Raw genomic sequence first — 17421 nt, 5'->3', positions numbered from 1 at the left:
CGCCACCGGACGCCCCCCTCGCAGCGCCCCGGTCCGCAGCGGCCGGCGCTCTCGATCCGTCGAACGGCGTTCGCGACGAGGGGGCCGCGCAGCCGCTCGCCCTCCCCGCACCGCACCGACCGAACCGCCTGAACCGCCCGCACGAACCTTGGCGCCCATCCACCCCCAACGACCCCGCGTCGGCCGACCCCGCCGATGTCGGGCCCGACGACACGGCGGGCGACGACATGGCGGGCAACGACGGCCGGCCGGCCGAGCCCGGCGGCGACCGGCCGAGCCGGACCCAGGGCCCCGATCCGGCATCACAACATGATCCGAGCGAAGCGATCGGCGACACGGCGACGCCCCACGCGGTAACGCCCGACTCCGCCACGCCGCTCGCGGCACGGCCCGACACCGATGAGCCGCCGGCCGCCCGCGCCGAAGAGGCGGCGCCGACACCGCCCCCAGGCACGACCGCCCCCGAGCGCCGAAGGCGACACAGCGCCGGCCCCTACGGCGGCGGACTGCGCGCCGGGCGGGGGTTGTTGATGCAGGCGTTGCGGGAGCGGCGGGCGGCGTTGGGGCGGGTCCTGGGGTGGTCGGCGGCCGAGGGGGTGCCGGCGTTGTTGTCGGGGGCGCTGCTGGCCGCCGCGCTCGATCGTGGGTTCCTGGTCGGGCGGCTCGGCGTGGGGTTCGTACTCCTGGGCGTACTCGCGTTGGCGATGCTGATCCGGGCCGCCGCCACCTACGCGATGTTCCCGCATCTGGCGGACGTGGTGGAGCCCTTCCGGGACACCCTGGTCCGGCGGGTGGTGACCTCGGCGGTGCTCGACGCGACGTCGGGACGGCCGGACGCGGGCCGCGGCGCCGACGCGGCGGTGGCCCGGCTCACCGAGCAGGTGGAGAGTTGCCGCAATCTGACCGCCTCGCTGCTGCGCACGCTGCGCCAGCTCGGCGTGACCATCGTCGCCGCCCTGCTCGGACTCGCCCTCCTCGCCCCCGTGTTGCTCCCGCTCGTGCTGATCCCGCTCGCCCTCGCGACCTGGTTGTTCGTCCGCCTGCTGCCCCCACTGGCCAGGCGACGGCGCAAACTCGTACTCGCCGACGAGCGCATCGCGATCCGCACCGCCCACACCGTGGCCGGGCTCCGGGACGTGGTGGCCTGCGGTGCCCAGGAGCGGGTGGCCGCCGAGATCGGCGCCGCCGCCGACGCCCAGGCGCGCGCGACCAGGCTGCTCGCGCGCGCCTCGTCCGTACGCCTGCTCGTGGTCGCCCTGGGCGGCCAACTCCCGCTGTTGGCCGTGCTGATCGCGGCCCCGTGGCTGGTCCGCGAGGGCATGCTCAGTACCGGCGAGGTGGCGGGCGCCGCGCTCTATCTGGCCCAGCACCTGGAGCCCGCCGTACGCGCCGCGACCGCGACCGTGGGCGGCTGGTTGCTGGAACTCCTCGTGGTCGCAGGGCGGTTGGCCCAGGCAGGCGCGGCGGCCCCGGATCCGGCGGCTCCGGACCCGGCGACTCCCGGCGCGGCGGCCCCGAACACGACAGGCCCCACCCGGATCCCGTCACCCGCCACCGCCCCCGGCCCCCTCGTCCTCGACCGCGTCACCTTCGCCTACGGCCCCTTCGCCGAACCGGTGGTCCGCGACCTGTCGATGACCCTCGACGCCGGTTCGCACCTGGCCGTCGTCGGCCCCAGCGGGATCGGCAAATCCACCCTCGCGGCGCTGCTCGCCGGCCTGCTGACGCCCGATCAGGGCACCGTGTCACTGGCCGGCCGCCCCCTTGCCGCGCATCCGGAGGCCACGCTTCGGAATACGATCGCGGTGGTCCCGCAGGAGGCGTACGTCTTCGCCGGCTCCGTCCACGAGAACCTGAGCTACCTCGACCCCGACGTCTCCCGGGCCGACCTGGACCGCGCGGTGCGTCTGGTCGGTGCCGCCGAACTGGTCGCCCGGCTCGGCGGCTACGAGGCCCACCTCGCCGACCCTGGCACATTGTCGGCAGGCGAGCGCCAACTGATCGCGCTGGCGCGGACGTACCTCTCCCCCGCCCGCTTCGTCATCCTCGACGAGGCCACCTGCCACCTGGATCCGCCCGCCGAGGCGCTGGCCGAGGCCGCGTTCGCGACGCGCGCGGGCGCCCTGGTGGTGATCGCGCACCGGATCGACTCGGCCCGCCGCGCGGACCGCGTCCTGCTCATGGACGGCAACCGGCCGATCCCGGGCACCCACCACGAACTGCTTGCCCGCGCACCGCTGTACCGCGACCTGGTCGGCGCGTGGGAGCACCGACCCGCCGACGCCGGCGGCTGGTTCGAGAAGCCGACCAGGATCGCGGAGGGCGCACCGCGCCGGACCTGACCCAGGGTCAGCCCGCGTACCCGTCGAGGATCTCCTTGAAGCCGTACGGCACATGCGGCCCGAAGAACAACTGCTCCACCACACCGACCCCGACCCGGCCCGCGCCGGTCAGTTCGGTCACCCGAATCACCTGCTGCTGGTGCTGGCGGTCGAACCGGAGCGGGTCCACCTTGTCCAGCTCCCAGCTCTCGTAGCCGACCTTCAGCTCGCCCTGCCAGACGCCGTGCCCCCACTCCGGGTGCAGATAGCCGAGCCCGGCGAGCAGTCCGCGCGCGCCGATCGGCTCGATCCGGTATGCGAACGGCTCCCCGTTCTCGTCCGTCATGTGGAACTCGCCGCCCTCGATCCGCCGCGTGCCCGGAACCCATGTGAGCGCGTGCCGATGCGGCGTCAGCTTGGCGAACGCGGGCTCGTCCTCGGGCAGCGGTACGGCGGCCGGGTCCGGGGCCGCGCCCAGCGGCGTGGCCGCCACCCGCTTGCCGTCCACGTGGTACATCCGCCCGTCCGCGCGCTCGAACGAGGCCCACAGGCTGACCTCGTCGGCCCAGTGGATCGGCGTCCACAACCACAACATCGGGTTGAACGGCTTGGGCGCGCCCTCCTCGCGCTCGCCGACCGGGCGTACGCCCCACGAGCGGTCGCGGGTGCCGAGCGTGGTCGCCGGGTCGATCTCGAGGACCCGGCCGCCGGGCAGCGTGATGGTGCCCGACCAGACGCCGAGCTGGGTCAGCCTGGTCGAGTCCATGATCACGTGGTGGCCGTTGCGGGTGGTGGTGCGCTCCTCCTCGATCGCCGCGGCGCGGGCGGTGAACGTCAGATCACAGCCGAGGCCGTGTTCGTTCGGCTCGACGTACAGGCGCAGCACCTTCAGCGGTGTGCGTACCTCGATGCCGATCGGTCCGACGGTGAGGTCGAATCGGTCCAGCGGCGCCCGCCGGGACGCGTGCAGGCTGTGCTGGACACCGTCGATCCCGATCGTGAAGTGCGCGTCGGCGACGAACCGGTTCGGGTACAGGCCGTGCGAGGCGGCGAAGTAGAACCCGCCGTCGCGGTCGTAGCCGTTGAACCAGTAGCGGTCGTAGGCGTTGCGGTCCGAGGTGGCGGGTGTGGCCACCGGCTCGGGCGTCTGGTGGATCGGGAAGTCGTCGGCGGAGGTCAGCACGGGGAACCCCTTCTCGGTGCGGCCCGAGAGGCGACCCTCGCGGCACGACACGTGTCAACGGTGCGGGCGAAAGGCGGGGCCGGAGGTGATCGCGCCACCTCCGGCCCCGCGCTTCGGAGTCAGCGCGGGTCGCGCTTGAGGAACAGCAGGTCGTCCGCGGTGTAGCCGGCGCCGAGCTTGCGGTCGGCGTAGTGCGCGGAGAGCACCTGGTCCAGCTCCTCCGGCGTGAAGGTGGCCTGCTTGGAGTCGAACTTGGCCTGGAGGGTGGGGCGTTCGATCACCGCGACGAAGCCGCCGTGCACCACGAACGCCTGCCCGGTGACCTGTTCGGCGGCCGGGCTGGCCAGGTACGCGACCAGCGGCGCGACGTGCTCGGGCGCCAGCGGGTCCAGCTCGCCCTCGGCCAGCGCGCCCGCGCTCTCCCCGAACACGTGCGTGGTCATGCTCGTCCGCGCGCGCGGGCAGATCACGTTGGCCCGTACGCCGTACTTGACCAGCGCGTTGGCGGTGGACATGGTCAGGCCGACGATCGCCGACTTGGCGGCGGCGTAGTTCGGCTGCCCGGCCGAACCGGCCAGCCACGCCTCGGACGCGGTGTTGATCACCCGCGCGTACACCGCGCCGCCGGTCGCCTTGGACTTCTCCCGCCAGTACTTCGAGGCGTGGTGGGTGGTGTTGAAGTGGCCCTTGGCGTGCACCGCCAGGACCGAGTCCCACTCCTGCTCCGTCATCGAGAAGATCATCCGGTCGCGCAGGATGCCCGCGTTGTTGACCACGATGTCGATCGAGCCGAAGGTGTCGATCGCGAGCTGTATCAGCTTGCCGGCCGCGTCGAAGTCGGAGACGTCGCCGCGGTGCGCGGCCGCCTTGCCGCCGGCCGCGACGATCTCGGCGACGACGTCGTCGGCGGGGTTGGGGCTGCCTTCGGGGGCGAAGTCGTTGATCACGACGGCCGCGCCCTGCTTCGCGAGTTCGAGGGCTTCGGCGCGGCCGAGGCCACGACCGGCGCCGGTGACTACGGCGACCTTGCCATCCAGCGACGTGGTCATGCGGATTCTCCCGTGGGGTCGGTGGCTTTGCTGCGGTCGCGTGTGGGTTGGCTCGGGCATTGGTCTGCCCACCCGCCCACCCGGTGTCTCGGGTGGGCGGGTTGCGGATTACGGCGCCGCTTGGTGTGGGCTTGTGGGTGCTGCGGGGTGCTGCCGAGTGCTTTCGGTGCGCTTCGTCAGAGGGTGACGATGGTGCGGATCGACTCGCCGCTCTTCATCAGGTCGAACGCGTCGTTGATGTCGGCGAGGGTGAGGCGGTGGGTGATCATCGCCTCCAGGTCGAGCCGGCCGGCGCGCCACAACTTGGTGATCCGCTCGTACTCGGAGACGATGTCGCCGCCGCCGTAGATGCTGCCGATGATGCGCTTCTGGTCGAAGAACAGCTCGAACATGTTGAACGAGACGTTGTCGTCCATCGCGCCCGCGCCGACGATGATCACGTCGCCGCCGCGGCGGGTGAGCTCGTACGCGCTGCGGGCGGTGAACGACTTGCCGACCACCTCGAAGACGTAGTCGAAGCCCTGGCCGGCGGTCAGGTCGCGCTTGGCGTCCGCGGCCTGGTCCGGGGTGATCGCGTGCGTGGCGCCGAACTTCTTCGCCCACACGTGCTTGGACTCGGCCGGGTCGATCGCCACGATGTCGGCGGCGCCGGCCGCGCGAAGCCCCTGGATCACCGCGATGCCCACGCCGCCGGCGCCGATCACCGCGCAGGACGCGCCCGGCTGGATGCGCGCGCTGTTGAACACCGCGCCGACGCCGGTGGTGACACCGCAGCCGATCAGCGCCGCGATCTCGTAGGGCACGTCGTCGGCGACCTTGACCGCGCACGGCGCGGCGACGACGACCTCCTCGGCGAAGGTGCCGGTGCCGGTGAAGCCGTACGACGGGGTGCCGCCGAAGGTGAAGTTCTGGTTGCCGGCGTTCATGAACCCGGCCAGGCACAGGTTGGACTGGCCGCCGCGGCAGTAGTTGCAGGCGCCACACGGCGGCGCCCAGCAGATGATGACGCGGTCGCCGACCGCGACGCTGCTCACGCCGTCGCCGACCTCGACCACCTCGCCGGCGCCCTCGTGGCCGGGTACGAACGGCGCGGGCTGGGGCAGGACCCCGGTCATCGCGGACAGGTCCGAGTGGCACACGCCGGTCGCGTGCAGCTTGACCCGCACGCGCCCCGGGCCCATGCCCACCGCCTCGACGTCGTCGCGAACGTCGAGCTTGTCCTGGCCGGTCTCGTGCAGAACCGCTGCGCGCATGGGGGCTCCTCGTCTTTCCTGCACCAATACTTGGCTCGGTCAAGAACTATAACGTGTTCCTGTTTTGACTCAAGACCAATGACACGGTCAAGGTATCCGCCCCCGCTGCGGGACGAAAGGCATGCAGCTCCCCCAACGAAACCTCACCCCTGTACGTCACATCACATGGCGGTCGGGGGGCGGAACGAATGGGGGCTCGGATGGCAGGCACGTCGAAGGACGGCGACGCCGACGGTACGGCGTTGGCCCGGCTGTTGGCCGCACGCGGGACGGTACTCAAGGGCTACGCGTACCTGCTGTGCGGCGACGCGTCGCTCGCGGAGGACCTCGTCCAGGAGGCGCTGGTGCGGGCACTGGGCACCCGACGGGCCCGGTCGGTGGAGCATCTGGAGTCCTACGTCCGCAAGGCGATCCTGAACCTGGTGATGGACGGCACACGCCGGCGCACCCGCTGGTTGCGGGTCCGACCGCTGTTCGTGATGCCGACGGAGCCCACCGGGGACGAGGGTTCCAACGCCGCGGTGCGGCTCACCGTTCGCGACGCGCTCCTCGGCCTGTCCCCGCGGCAACGCGCGTGCGTGGTCCTTCGCTACTACGACGACCGCTCGGTAACCCAAATCGCCGAGGAGTTGGGGTGCGGCGAGGGCACGGTCAAGCGCCATCTGCACGACGCCAGGAGGACACTCGCGGACCTGCTCCGCGAGCTTGACACGACAGTGGAGAAGGTGGGTCATGGAGCCTGAGGAAGCACGCATCACCGACGCCCTGCACGAGTTCGCCGCCGGCGCCGGCCCGTTGGAGTTGCGCGCGGACGACCTGGCGCGGGCGGGTCGACGCAGGGTGCGGCGGCGGCGCGCCGCGATCACGACGGCGGCGACCCTGACGGTTTGCGCGGTGGTGGGGACGACGGTGGCGGTGGGTGGTGGGACGAGCGGAAACGAACGCCCGGCGGCCTCGGCGCCGCCGGACATCGTGCGCGGACCACTGAACTTCGAATGCGGGAAACCGCTACCGGTGCGGCCGGTGTCGGCGCTGCCGGGAACTTCGCTGCGGATCGTATCGGTGGAGGAGAATCCGCCCCAGCGAACGGCGCCGCAGGTCGCGTACGAGATCCGAAGCGCGTCGCCACCGAATCTCGGGCCGGCCCACGTCGACGGGCGCGCGCTGATCCTGCGCGACGGAATCATTGTGGGTGGGCCCTTCGTCCCGTCGCCACCCGAATCGCCGATGCGCGCGTTCTCCACGAAGTCCTTCGGCCCGATCACGAATATGCCGGGACGAGCACTGCAAATCACCGAGGGCTTGCCGGCGACGCTGTGCGGCACGACGACCTGGTCCGCGATCCGCGCGGACCCGGCGCCATACCGGATCGCCGTCGTGAGCACCGCCTACGGCGAGCCCGGGCAGCCGGCACCGGACAGTCCGCTGCTGATCGCCGAGACCGGACTCGGGGGGCGCTGACCCCGCCCGGACGACAGCGGGTCGGGCACGGGCACGAGGCGGAGGCGATCCGCCTCGTGCCCGTGGCGCGCCGTCAGGCGCTGTACTCCACCACCGTGTCGGACAGCACGATCGCCTCGTCGCGCTCGACGGCGCAGGTGTTGATCAGCAGCTTGCCGTCCTCCTCCCAGACCCGCACCCGCATCGTCTCGCCGGGGAAGAAGATGCCGGCGAACTTGGTGCGGTAGCGCTTGACCCGCGAGACGTCGCCGCCCAGGACGTTGTCCACGACGGCCTTCAGGGTCAGCCCGTACGAGCACAGGCCGTGCAGGATCGGGGTGTCGAAGCCGGCCGCCTTGGCGAAGTCCGGGTCCGCGTGCAGCGGGTTCCAGTCGCCGGACAGGCGGTACAGGAGCGCCTGGTCGGCGCTGGTGGCCACATCGATCGTGTGGTCGGCCGGGCGCTCCGGTACGTCGATCTTCGTCGCCGGCCCGCGCTCGCCGCCGAAGCCGCCCTCGCCCCGGACGAAGATCTCGGCGCGGGAGTCGTACAGCTTGGTGCCGTCCTCGAGTTCGGCCGACGATTCGAGCACGATCACCGCGGCCTTGCCCTTGTCGAACACGTCGGCCACCCGGCTGGTCGCCTTGACGCCCTTGGCCTTGGCCGGCAGCGGATTGTGCACCACGATCTCCTGGCCGCCGTGCAGCACCGCGCGCAGGTTGATGTCGATGCCGGGCAGCGAGGAGAGGCTGCCGCCCACCTTGGTGCCGGCCACGGTCGCGAACGTGGGCAGCACGTGCAGGTTCTTCTCGTACGTGTAGCGCAACTCGTCCGCGCCGGTGGCGGGCGTGCCCGCGCCCAGGCCCAGGTGGTAGAGGATCACGTCCTTGTTCGACCAGGCGATCTCACCCGTGCGGGGCTCTGCTCCGGTGGCCTTCGCGGCGTCGATCGGCATGGTGTCTCCTCTGGTGTGGCTGTGATGGTGACCGGTGACTCGGGACTGCCGTGGCGCCGCCCCCGGGCCGCGCCACCCGCCCAAAACTAGAACTCGTTCTTTTTACATGCAATGATCGGCCATTCGCCCGGCTGCGGCCGGGATCACGTCACCCCGGGAGCCGTCATGACCGCCGCCGCCCCCGAAGCCGCGGACGCCGCCGCCGAGCCGCCGCCCGTACCGGCCGACGTACTGCGCGAATTGCGCCTGACCTGGACGCCGCGCCCGGACCCCGACAGCGCGGGCCGCGCGGCCCGACACCGCCTGGCCGAGGCGACCCGCCGCCTGATCGAGGCGGTGAAGACGGTCGACCCGCACGACGCCGAGGCCATGCTCGAAAGCGTAGCTGACGATGTATCAGATTTGGCGGATCGCATCGCCGCATTGACCCGTGTGGGCGAGCGCACACCGACCTCGCGCGACCTGGCCCTGCACGAGCGCAGCCCGTTCATCGGCGCCGCGAACCCGATCGCCCCGCCGATGTCGATCACCGGCGACGGTCCGCTGGTGCGCGCGCACGCGACGTTCGGCGCCGCGTTCGAGGGCCCCAACGGGCGGGTGCACGGCGGCATCGTGGCGGCGGCGTTCGACGAGGTGATGGGCTGCGCCCAGTCCGGCGCGGGGGCGCTCGGGATGACCGTGTCGCTGACCGTGCGGATGCGGCGGGCGACGCCGCTGTATACGCGGATCGACTACGAGGCGGGCGTCACCCGGGTCGAGGGCCGCAAGGCGTGGGTCACCGCGCGCTCGTACGCCGGGGGCGAACTGGTGGCGGACGCGGAGGCGTTGTTCATCCGGGCGGCGCGGGCCTGAGGCGGGGCGAGGCGGGGCGGGCCGATCACGCGAGACGACGTCGGGGGCGTACACCTCGTACGCCCCCGACGCCCCGCTCATCCGATCCTGATCCCGCCGTCGGCCCGGTCGCCCGCGCGCCCGGTCGCCGTGGGCGGGGCTACTTGAGCGCGATCCGGTCGAACAGGATCAGGCCGTCCTCGAACAGCGACAGGCCGTCGATCTTGGCGCTCTTCCCCTGGACCGCCGCGGCGAAGGACTTCTCGTAGGCGAAGAACGGGACATCCTTGACGATCTCGGCCTGCACCGTCTGGTACGCGGCCTTGCGCACCGCCGGGTCGTCACTGTTGCGGGCGTCGTCGAGCGCCTTGTCCACCGCGGGGTTGTTCCACTTGGTGCGGTTCTCCGGACCCTTCGAGTGGGTGAAGTTGTAGAGCACCGGCTCCGGTTCGTCGAAGGTGATCACGAACTCCGAGGCCTGGAAGTCGTTGTTGATCATCACCTTTTGGATGTAGGCCGCTCCCTCGAGGAATTCGGTCTTCATCGTGATGTTCTTCATGTTGCCGATCTGGGTGAGCCAGTACTCGGCGGTCAGTCGCGCGCTGGCGCTGCTGTTGGTGGTGTACGTGAAGTTCAACGACTTGCCCTCGGCGGCCAGTTCGTCGAGCAGCTTCTGCGCCTCGACCCGGTTGTTGGTCGCGTACACGGCCTCCTGGTTCGCGAACGGCGACGCGGGCTGGAACAGGCCCTTGAGGGTCTGGCCCGGCGAGCCCTGGATCGTCTGGTTGCGGTCGTCCGGGTTCATGATCAACGCGAACGCACGGCGGGCGCGCGGGTCGTTGAACGGCGGCTTGGACGTGTCGAACATGGTCATGAAGCCGCCGCTCTTGGGGTCGAGCGTGACCGTCATGCCGTCCTTGCGGGCCTGTTCGGTGGACGGGAAGTGCGCGGTGGTCATCAGCTGGGCCTGGCCCGAGGACAGCGCGGCCAGCCGCTGCTTCTGGTCCATCACCGGCTTGAAGATCAATTCCTTGAGCGCGGGCTTGCCCTGGCCCCAGTACGAGTTGTTGCGCTCCAGCGTGAGCTGCGAGTCGCGCATCCACGTCTTGAGCTTGAACGGGCCCGCGCCGACCGGCTTTTGCGCGAACAACTTCGGGTCGGAGCGGATCGCCGTGGGCGATCCGATGAACGCGAGGTTGTGCGCCACGACGAGGTCGAAGTGGGCGTTCGGCGCGGGCAGCGTGACCTTGACGGTCAGCCCGTCGACCGCCTCGAACTTCATCCCCTTGACGGCGGTGAACTGTACCGACCGGTTCGCGGGATCGGCGTGCCGCTCCCAGTTGAACTTGACCGCCTCGGCATCCAAGGCGGTGCCGTCGGAGAACTTCACGTTCGGCTTGAGCTTGATCGTCCACACCGAGTTGCCCTCGGCGGCGGTCGCGCTCTCCGCGATCTGCGGTTCGGCCTTGCCGGTCTTGGGGTTGATCCAGAAGAGCATGTCGAACACGGCCGCGGCCTGGTTGCCGCCGGTCAGGGAGGACACCGTGGTCATGACCGGGTCGATGCCCTTGGCCTCCTGGGTGATGAGCACCGTCATCGAGCCGGAGGCTCCGCTGCCGGCGTCGTCGTCGCCGCCGCAGGCGGTGGCGCCGAGCGTCAGGCCGACGAGTCCCGCAACCACGCCGGATCGGCGCAGCAGGCGGGTTGAGAAGGGTGTGGAGTTCACGGTTCGCACGGGACGCTCCTGCGTTCGGGAAGCACAAGGCACGCCGTCCCGGGAGCGGGGTGGCGTCGTTTTCCTTGATCCAGACGTGGATGTACGGCCACGGTAAGGAGAAATCTGACGGGCCGTCAAATAACAATTCGGCACCGTCCGTGACGGTACCGCACCCCCAATCCCCAATTTCCACCACCCGATGTGACGCTCCGTCAGCAATCATGGACCCTGGGCCCGGAGCACAATCCACCCAGGCCACGGACCGGACAAGACCCGCGATTGAACGCCTTCCGGACCGTCGGCCTGCCCAGCCCTCGACGAATACCCCACCCGGATCCCGGACGCGGCCCAATCCCCAAAGTCGGCACTCGACTTCCTGGCGCTCGATCGCCGAAGCCCACCCAACCATCACCACCGGCAACCCAGGACAGGCACCCACATCGCCCCGGCCCTGAGCCCTCGAAAACAACGCGCCGCACAGCGGCGGCGCGCGACGAACACGGGCGCGGGCGCGGGGCTCGCCGCACGGGCGGAACACCCCGGGCACAGGCGGGACGCTCGCCACACAGGCAGGACGGCCCGGGCGCGGGCGCGGTGGCTCGCCACACGGGCAGGGCGACCCCGGGCGCGGGACGCGATGGCTCGCCACACGGGCGGAACACCAGTCGGAACGGCCCGGGCGCGGGGCGGGATGGTCCGAGCACGGGCGGAACGACCGGGGCACCCAGCGGGACGGCCCGGACACCGGTCGGGGCGGCCCCGGACGCCTGACGCGACGGCGGCAACGCGATCCACATCGGCACCCCTTGCGACCCGTGCCGCGCCGACGCCATGAAGCAGGTCGGCGGCCGGACCGCGAGCTCGAAGGTCAACCGAGATCCGCACCGCGGACGGAAGTCGGGGAGAGCGCGGCACCAAACGCCGACACAGGGGGGCGCGACGCCGGAGCGGCAACGCCCACAAGGCACAATGCCGAGTCGCAACGACGAATACCGATTCGACGAACAAGGCCGAACCCGAACGGGACCGGCACGGCGCCACTACGTTGTGCCGATGCACATATCGAAGCGTGGTACGGCGTGGCCCGTGCTGGCGGTGGCCCTGCTCGTGGCCGGATGCGGCTCGGGCGACTCCGATGGCTCGTCCGCCGCCCGAAGTACCGCGGTGTCGTCCACCGGCTCATCAGGCGGTGGGGCGCCGGGCGCGACCTCGTCTCCCACGGCGCAGTCCCGCCCGCCGACGCTGCCGGGTGGCGGCGTCCTCGTGACCGACGCGCCGCCGTTGCCGCAGACCCGCTCGGCGGCGCCCACCACGCAGGCACCGGGTGCGCCCTACGCCACGGTCACCACCTGGGTGACGGCAATGCGCGACGCCGACGCGGGCGCGCCCCAGCGTCCGGACCTCGATTCCTACCGGGGGGCGTTCAACTTCCTCTTGACCCGTTGCCGGGAAAAGCCCGAGGAGATCAAGGCGTACGTCATGAGGATCGCGCCGGCCTCCACCCAGGACGCCGAGGGCAAGCACTACTGGACGCTCACGGCGCTCGGCGCCATGCATGCGCCCACGACCGGGAACCAGTGCGTGCAGGTCAGCGGATAGCCGTCACGACGCGCGCACCGGCGCGCTCCACAAGACCGGCCCACGCCGCCGGGTGCACGGCGAGCACCGGGGAGTCGACGACCTTGCTGTCCCTCACCCCGACAACGGCTCCCAGAACCGCGACCTCGACGCAGTTCTCTCCCCCGCTGTAGCTGCTGGTCGTCCATCCCCCGCGAGCTTCCATGCCGTCTCCAGTTCCGCGAGCCTCTGCGCAACGAGTTGCATCGAGTCGTCCGCACCAAGCGCTGCTGCCTGAAGTCGATCGTAAGCGAACGAATACGCGGCGATACAGGCCGGCCGTGAAGTCCACGAAGCCCCTGTCAGAGCCTCCGTATACACGACTCGCCTGTCTCCGAAGTCGAACAGCGTGAACGGCCCCGCCATGCCAGGGTGTCCGCCGGCGTTAAGGGGCAGCACTTGAAGTTGCACATGAGGCAAGGTGGACACCGTGATGAGCAAGTGGGCAAGTTGGGCACGCAGCACCGCGTCGTCACCAAGGGGCCGATGCAAGACGGGTTCGTCGATCAGGAACAACAGCATGCGCGATCCGTCGGGGAGCGCTTGGAGGTTGGCGAGTCGCCCGGTGCGCTTTCGTGCCCGCCGAATCACCTCGTCCTCGGGAAGCGCAGGCAGGTAGGCGCGGATCGCTGCGACCGCATATTCGTAGATTTGGAGAGGCCCAGGGATCAAGCTGGATTCGTAGGCGCGGGTGACGACTGCCCGCTGCTCCGCTTGAACGAGTCGATCGATGCGGGCGCCGGAACCCTCACTCGGGTCGGTGCGCCACCATCCGGACTGCTCGCCTTCGTGCAAGCCCTCGATGATGTCGATGACTTGAGCACTTGCGATCTCCTCCTCGAACCGCCGCGAGCCGACCGGCGGCGCGAAACCGAGCATGGTGAGTGGCAACCCGAACAGCGCCTCCAGGACTGTCTGGTAGTCACTCGACGGCCAAGGAGGCTCCGCACTCTCCCAACGCCGAACCTGACGCACACTGACGCCGATCCGGAGCCCGCATTCAGCCGCCATGCATTCGAACGCGTCAGCCAACCGCTGCTGCGAATGCCATCCGCGTTGGTGCCGCGCGGCAACGAACGCCGGGTTGCCCGGCTCGATCGAACGTTTCACGACACCCCCAGGATGGTCACCGATACACACGCTAACGACCTCGATCGACGCATTTGGCCGATTCATGATTGTTCACCGGTGGCGAATGGTGGCGCTCGGGTGGCGATGGCAACTCGACGGCGCCCCCCGAAAGTCGGCCGACCACCTCGACCCGTCAAGGCCGGAGGCCCTTGAGGGTCAAGTCCACCAGGCTGTCGGCGTATTCGGGGGTCAGGGGGCCGCTGCGGAGTAGCCAGCGTTGGTACAGGGGGGCATAGAGGAGTTCCAGAGCCAGGTCGAGATCCAGGTCGGGAGCGAGTTGGCCGGCGCGTTGGGCGCTGCGTAGGCGCTCCTTCTTGGCCTCGTCCACGGGGGCGGCCATCTTTTCGTGGTAAAGCCTGGCCAGCTTGGGATCGTTGATGATCTCGGCGTTGAGGGCGCGGATCGGGCCTTCGAAGGCGGGGTCGGCGAACTCCGCGACGGTCTCGCGCATCAGGTATTTGAGGTCCGTCTCGAGATCCCCCGAGTCGGGCAGCACGATGCCCTCCCCCGGGTCGCTCAGGGCAAGGAATGCCTCGAAGACGACCTCCCCCTTCGAGCCCCACCAGCGGTAGATGGTCTGCTTGCCGACGCCCGCCCGCGCGGCGATCGCCTCGATGGAGAGCTTGGCGAAGCCCAGTTCGGAGACGAGTTCGCGGGCGGCGGTCAGGATCGCCCGACGGGACTGTTCGCTGCGTCGGGACGGATTCGGCCTGCCGGCGGATCCACCCTCGGCACGCGCACCCTCCGCGCTGCGGTCACTGCTGTCGTCGATGGTCATGCACCCACTGTACCGCATGAACGAGACGATACGTCTCGTCTTGACAAAAGCCTGTCGATTCGCACATGCTTCACGAAGTCCGAGCGAGACGATACGTCTCGTCTTGACATTCCAGCACCGAAGATGCATGCTTCAACGAAAGAAAGCGAGACGCAACGTCTCGTCTCGCGAATCAAGGAGTTGTCACCCATGTTCCGCACCCGGCTCTCCCTCTCCGTCGCACCCTTCGCCCACCAGGTCACCGACGCGTTCTCGGTCCTCGACATGCGGACCACGGGTGCCCCGGCTCCAAGACTCACCACCGAGGTCGCGGCGAGTCCCACCGAGGCCGCCCGGCCGATCGTGCCGCCTCGGCCGCAGCTTCGGCGCGCTCGGCGCGTCGGCGTCCCCCAGCCCCCTCAGTCCGGTCGTCGCGCGGCGACCTCGTCCGGCTACCGACCCAGGTGAACCCGATGACGACAACCACAACATCCACACCGCCCGCCCAGGCCGACCCCACCGACCCCAGCCACCTGGAAGAGAGCACGCACATGACCACCACCGCGCCTACTGCCGCCACAGCCACAGCCACAGCCACCCAAGCAACCACCGCCGCCGTCCCCCGAGACCCCCGCGTCTGGTTCATCACCGGTGCCTCTCGTGGCCTGGGCCGTGCCTTCGCCGAGGCAGCGCTGGTCGCCGGTGACCGGGTCGTCGGGGCCGCGCGGGATGTCACTCCGCTGGCCGACCTGGTCGCCGCGCACGAGGATCGCTTGCGGCTTCTGACCCTCGACGTCACCGACCGCGACGCGGTGTTCCGCGGCGTGGCGCGAGCCGTGGCGGCCTTCGGGCGAATCGACATCGTCGTCAACAACGCGGGGGCCAGCCTGATCGGCATGGTCGAGGAGGTGACGGAGGCCCAGGTCCGGGCCCACTTCGACGTCAACTTCTTCGGCGCCCTGTGGGTCGGCCAGGCCGTACTCCCCCATCTCCGCGACCAGGGCTCGGGCCACATCGTGCAGATCAGCTCGATGGGCTCGGCCGTGGGCTTCGCCGCCACCGGTCTCTACAGCGCGAGCAAGGGCGCCCTCGACAACATGTCCGGTGCGCTGGCCATGGAGGCGGCGGGCTTCGGCGTGAAGGTAACCCTGGTCCAACCCGGTGGCTACGAAACCACGTTGTTCACCCAGGGCCTGACCATGACGACCGAGAACGAGGTGTACGCGCCGCTGCGCGCCGAACTGGCGGAAATGTGGGGGGAGTCGAAGGATGCCGACCCGGCGAAGGCGGCCGCCCTGTTGCTGCGCATCGTCGATATGCCCGAGCCGCCGCGTCGGATCATCCTGGGCGGCGCGGCCTACGACATGATCGCCGAGCTCGACCGGGCCCGCCGGGAGGAGGTGGCCCGGTGGGAGGAGCTGAGTCGCGAGGGCGACTGATGTCTCGGATCGGCCGCCTGCGCGGCGGCTGCTGGTCCACCTCTTCGGAATTGGCTCCTGACGGCAGGCCACTCGGCCAGTACGGTCGGCACCATGGGTGCAGAACGTCGCGGTTTGCTGTTGGGCATGGCGGCCTACGTCATGTGGGGCCTGTTCCCCCTCTTCTGGCCACATCTGAAGCCTGCGGGCCCGGTCGAGATCCTGGCCCACCGGATGGCCTGGTCGCTGCTGTGCATGCTGGTCCTGCTCGCGGTGCTCCGGCAGTGGTCGTGGATCCGCGAGTTGGCCCGCACCCCGGGCAAGCTGATCACCGTGACCGTGGCTGCCGTGATGATCTCGATCAACTGGGGCACGTACATCTACGGCGTCAACCACGACCAGGTCGTGGAGACCTCGCTGGGCTACTTCATCACGCCGCTGGTACTGATCGGCATCGGTGTCGTGGTCCTCGGCGAGCGCCTGCGCAGGATTCAGTGGGCCGCGGTGGCGCTGGGGGTCGCCGCGGTGGTGGTCCTGATCGTGGCCTACGGCCGGGTCCCGTGGATCGCGCTCACGTTGGCCGCGTCGTTCGCCACCTACGGCTACGTCAAGAAGCGGATGAAACTCCCCGCGACCCACTCGCTCGCGGTCGAGACGGCGGTGATGTTCCTGCCCGCGCTCGGCTACCTGACCTGGTTGGCCTGGACCGGCGAGGGCACGTACGGGCACGAAGGGGCACCGCAGGCGCTGATGCTGATGGGCGCGGGCGTGATCACCGTGATCCCGCTGCTGTGCTTCGCGGTGGCGGCCAACTCGGTGCCGCTCAGTTCGATCGGCATGCTGCAATACCTGGCTCCGATCATCCAGTTCGGGATCGGCGTGGCGGTCAACCACGAGCCCATGCCGGCGGCCCGGTGGGCGGGGTTCGGTCTGGTGTGGATCGCACTCGTGGTGCTCACGTTCGATGCGATCCGCCAGTCCAGGCGCGAGCGGGTCGCCGTTCTGCCCACCGCGCGGGCGGCCGAGGCCCCGGCCGCCGTCGAGCCCCGGGATCTGCCGGTCTCGGCCGCACCGGAGCGGGAGGCGGCCTCGTGAGCGTCGAACAGTTGCGGCTGGCCGTCTATCGGGGCTTCGCCGACACCGGGCGGGCGCCCTCCGACGCGGAATTGGCGGCGACGCTGGGCGTGTCGGAGCCGACCGTGCGTGCGGGGTTGCGGGCCCTGCACGAACAGCGGCACATCGTGCTGCGCGACGACGCGATCGTGATGGCGCATCCGTTCAGCGCGGTGCCGTTGGGCTTCTCGGTGATGGGGCGGCACACGCTGTGGTGGGGCGGCTGCGCATGGGATTCCTTCGCCGTGCCGCACCTGGTGGGCGAGGAGGTGCTGGTCGCGACCCGATGTCCGGGGTGCGAGGGGGCACTGGCCTGGAACGTGGGCATCGACGAGCCGCCGAAGGGCGACGAGGTGGCGCACTTCCTAGTCCCGATCACGATGTTGTGGGACGACGTGGTGCACGCGTGTGGCAACCAGCGGCTGTTCTGCGACGAGGGCTGCGTGGATCACTGGCTCGCCCGCACCGGCCAGACCCGGGGCTACGTCCTCGACCTCACCAAGCTGTGGCGCCTGGCCGAACACTGGTACGAGGGCCGCATGCACCGAGGCTACGAACGCCGAGACCCGGCGTCGGCAGCCACATACTTCACCTCGGTGGGCCTCCAGGGCCGGTTCTGGGGCCTGTGACACCTAC

At 70.3% G+C, this 17421-nt stretch carries 17 protein-coding genes; 9 read left to right on the top strand and 8 right to left on the bottom strand.

The genetic code is table 11. The features are described 5' to 3' along the window. Positions 1 to 227 precede the first annotated feature (227 nt). Positions 228 to 2342, top strand: a complete 2115-nt coding sequence (locus ACWGR4_RS24510) for an ATP-binding cassette domain-containing protein (protein ID WP_452132797.1) — start codon at positions 228 to 230, stop codon at positions 2340 to 2342. 7 nt (positions 2343 to 2349) lie between these two features. On the opposite strand, the gene ACWGR4_RS24505 is transcribed toward ACWGR4_RS24510, so the two are convergent. From ACWGR4_RS24505 to ACWGR4_RS24495, 3 genes are all read right to left on the bottom strand, one after another. Beyond that, positions 2350 to 3504 carry a hypothetical protein gene (locus tag ACWGR4_RS24505; protein ID WP_379995861.1) on the bottom strand — a complete coding sequence of 385 codons (1155 nt, stop codon included), beginning with the start codon at positions 3502 to 3504 and terminating at the stop codon, positions 2350 to 2352. Between the two features lie 119 nt (positions 3505 to 3623). Next, on the bottom strand, positions 3624 to 4553 hold the full coding sequence (locus ACWGR4_RS24500) for a 3-oxoacyl-ACP reductase (protein ID WP_078975047.1): 930 nt from the start codon (positions 4551 to 4553) through the stop codon (positions 3624 to 3626). Between the two features lie 176 nt (positions 4554 to 4729). After that, positions 4730 to 5806, bottom strand: coding sequence for a Zn-dependent alcohol dehydrogenase (locus ACWGR4_RS24495; RefSeq protein ID WP_379995859.1), 1077 nt, complete (start codon positions 5804 to 5806; stop codon positions 4730 to 4732). 200 nt (positions 5807 to 6006) lie between these two features. Here ACWGR4_RS24495 and ACWGR4_RS24490 point away from each other — a divergent pair, with 200 nt between their 5' ends. Both ACWGR4_RS24490 and ACWGR4_RS24485 read left to right on the top strand, forming a co-directional pair. Continuing rightward, positions 6007 to 6549: a sigma-70 family RNA polymerase sigma factor gene (locus ACWGR4_RS24490; protein WP_452132798.1), complete on the top strand. Its 543-nt coding sequence runs from the start codon at positions 6007 to 6009 to the stop codon at positions 6547 to 6549. Further along, a complete protein-coding gene (locus ACWGR4_RS24485) occupies positions 6539 to 7267 on the top strand; it encodes a hypothetical protein (protein WP_452132799.1) in 729 nt (242 codons plus the stop codon). Before ACWGR4_RS24490 ends, ACWGR4_RS24485 begins: the two co-directional genes overlap by 11 nt. Before the next feature lie 73 nt (positions 7268 to 7340). Here ACWGR4_RS24485 and ACWGR4_RS24480 read toward each other — a convergent pair whose 3' ends face one another. After that, positions 7341 to 8201, bottom strand: a complete 861-nt coding sequence (locus tag ACWGR4_RS24480) for a MaoC/PaaZ C-terminal domain-containing protein (protein WP_379995852.1) — start codon at positions 8199 to 8201, stop codon at positions 7341 to 7343. Positions 8202 to 8366: 165 nt separating this feature from the next. Between ACWGR4_RS24480 and ACWGR4_RS24475 the strand changes: the two genes are divergently transcribed. Further along, a complete protein-coding gene (locus ACWGR4_RS24475; protein ID WP_379995850.1) occupies positions 8367 to 9053 on the top strand; it encodes a PaaI family thioesterase in 687 nt (228 codons plus the stop codon). Between the two features lie 139 nt (positions 9054 to 9192). Here ACWGR4_RS24475 and ACWGR4_RS24470 read toward each other — a convergent pair whose 3' ends face one another. Further along, entirely contained in the window at positions 9193 to 10758 is a 1566-nt protein-coding gene (locus ACWGR4_RS24470; RefSeq protein ID WP_452132800.1) for an ABC transporter substrate-binding protein, read from the bottom strand. A gap of 1044 nt (positions 10759 to 11802) precedes the next feature. On the opposite strand from ACWGR4_RS24470, the gene ACWGR4_RS24465 reads away from it, so the two are divergent. Continuing rightward, positions 11803 to 12348, top strand: coding sequence for a hypothetical protein (locus ACWGR4_RS24465; RefSeq protein ID WP_452132801.1), 546 nt, complete (start codon positions 11803 to 11805; stop codon positions 12346 to 12348). On the opposite strand, the gene ACWGR4_RS24460 is transcribed toward ACWGR4_RS24465, so the two are convergent. From ACWGR4_RS24460 to ACWGR4_RS24450, 3 genes are all read right to left on the bottom strand, one after another. Further along, complete coding sequence (locus ACWGR4_RS24460) at positions 12338 to 12532, bottom strand: DUF397 domain-containing protein (protein ID WP_452132802.1); 195 nt, start codon at positions 12530 to 12532, stop codon at positions 12338 to 12340. The two genes, ACWGR4_RS24465 and ACWGR4_RS24460, sit on opposite strands and share 11 nt — an antisense overlap. Further along, complete coding sequence (locus ACWGR4_RS24455; protein WP_452132803.1) at positions 12442 to 13476, bottom strand: helix-turn-helix domain-containing protein; 1035 nt, start codon at positions 13474 to 13476, stop codon at positions 12442 to 12444. The genes ACWGR4_RS24460 and ACWGR4_RS24455 overlap by 91 nt, the downstream gene beginning before the upstream one ends. Before the next feature lie 154 nt (positions 13477 to 13630). Continuing rightward, positions 13631 to 14275, bottom strand: coding sequence for a TetR/AcrR family transcriptional regulator (locus tag ACWGR4_RS24450; protein ID WP_379995841.1), 645 nt, complete (start codon positions 14273 to 14275; stop codon positions 13631 to 13633). Positions 14276 to 14464: 189 nt separating this feature from the next. On the opposite strand from ACWGR4_RS24450, the gene ACWGR4_RS24445 reads away from it, so the two are divergent. From ACWGR4_RS24445 to merB, 4 genes are all read left to right on the top strand, one after another. Next, positions 14465 to 14722, top strand: a complete 258-nt coding sequence (locus ACWGR4_RS24445) for a hypothetical protein (protein WP_452132804.1) — start codon at positions 14465 to 14467, stop codon at positions 14720 to 14722. Between the two features lie 5 nt (positions 14723 to 14727). Beyond that, positions 14728 to 15693 carry an SDR family NAD(P)-dependent oxidoreductase gene (locus tag ACWGR4_RS24440; RefSeq protein ID WP_452132805.1) on the top strand — a complete coding sequence of 322 codons (966 nt, stop codon included), beginning with the start codon at positions 14728 to 14730 and terminating at the stop codon, positions 15691 to 15693. A gap of 93 nt (positions 15694 to 15786) precedes the next feature. Next, positions 15787 to 16767: an EamA family transporter RarD gene (rarD, locus tag ACWGR4_RS24435; protein ID WP_452132806.1), complete on the top strand. Its 981-nt coding sequence runs from the start codon at positions 15787 to 15789 to the stop codon at positions 16765 to 16767. Then, entirely contained in the window at positions 16764 to 17414 is a 651-nt protein-coding gene (gene merB, locus ACWGR4_RS24430) for an organomercurial lyase (RefSeq protein ID WP_379995833.1), read from the top strand. Before rarD ends, merB begins: the two co-directional genes overlap by 4 nt. The last annotated feature ends 7 nt before the right edge of the window (positions 17415 to 17421 follow it).

This window comes from Embleya sp. NPDC055664, from assembly GCF_053618075.1.
Note: the sequence above shows the minus strand (reverse complement) of the source record. Positions and strands in the feature narration are given on the sequence as shown.

What these genes read in the sequence shown, in the direction of transcription:
- ACWGR4_RS24510 (WP_452132797.1), top strand. Translation starts at nt 228, where the DNA reads ATGGCGGGCAACGACGGCCGGCCGGCCGAGCCCGGCGGCGACCGGCCG.
- ACWGR4_RS24500 (WP_078975047.1), bottom strand. Translation starts at nt 4,553, where the DNA reads ATGACCACGTCGCTGGATGGCAAGGTCGCCGTAGTCACCGGCGCCGGT.
- ACWGR4_RS24495 (WP_379995859.1), bottom strand. Translation starts at nt 5,806, where the DNA reads ATGCGCGCAGCGGTTCTGCACGAGACCGGCCAGGACAAGCTCGACGTT.
- ACWGR4_RS24490 (WP_452132798.1), top strand. Translation starts at nt 6,007, where the DNA reads ATGGCAGGCACGTCGAAGGACGGCGACGCCGACGGTACGGCGTTGGCC.
- ACWGR4_RS24485 (WP_452132799.1), top strand. Translation starts at nt 6,539, where the DNA reads ATGGAGCCTGAGGAAGCACGCATCACCGACGCCCTGCACGAGTTCGCC.
- ACWGR4_RS24480 (WP_379995852.1), bottom strand. Translation starts at nt 8,201, where the DNA reads ATGCCGATCGACGCCGCGAAGGCCACCGGAGCAGAGCCCCGCACGGGT.
- ACWGR4_RS24475 (WP_379995850.1), top strand. Translation starts at nt 8,367, where the DNA reads ATGACCGCCGCCGCCCCCGAAGCCGCGGACGCCGCCGCCGAGCCGCCG.
- ACWGR4_RS24465 (WP_452132801.1), top strand. Translation starts at nt 11,803, where the DNA reads ATGCACATATCGAAGCGTGGTACGGCGTGGCCCGTGCTGGCGGTGGCC.
- ACWGR4_RS24460 (WP_452132802.1), bottom strand. Translation starts at nt 12,532, where the DNA reads ATGGAAGCTCGCGGGGGATGGACGACCAGCAGCTACAGCGGGGGAGAG.
- ACWGR4_RS24450 (WP_379995841.1), bottom strand. Translation starts at nt 14,275, where the DNA reads ATGACCATCGACGACAGCAGTGACCGCAGCGCGGAGGGTGCGCGTGCC.
- ACWGR4_RS24445 (WP_452132804.1), top strand. Translation starts at nt 14,465, where the DNA reads ATGTTCCGCACCCGGCTCTCCCTCTCCGTCGCACCCTTCGCCCACCAG.
- ACWGR4_RS24440 (WP_452132805.1), top strand. Translation starts at nt 14,728, where the DNA reads ATGACGACAACCACAACATCCACACCGCCCGCCCAGGCCGACCCCACC.
- rarD (WP_452132806.1), top strand. Translation starts at nt 15,787, where the DNA reads ATGGGTGCAGAACGTCGCGGTTTGCTGTTGGGCATGGCGGCCTACGTC.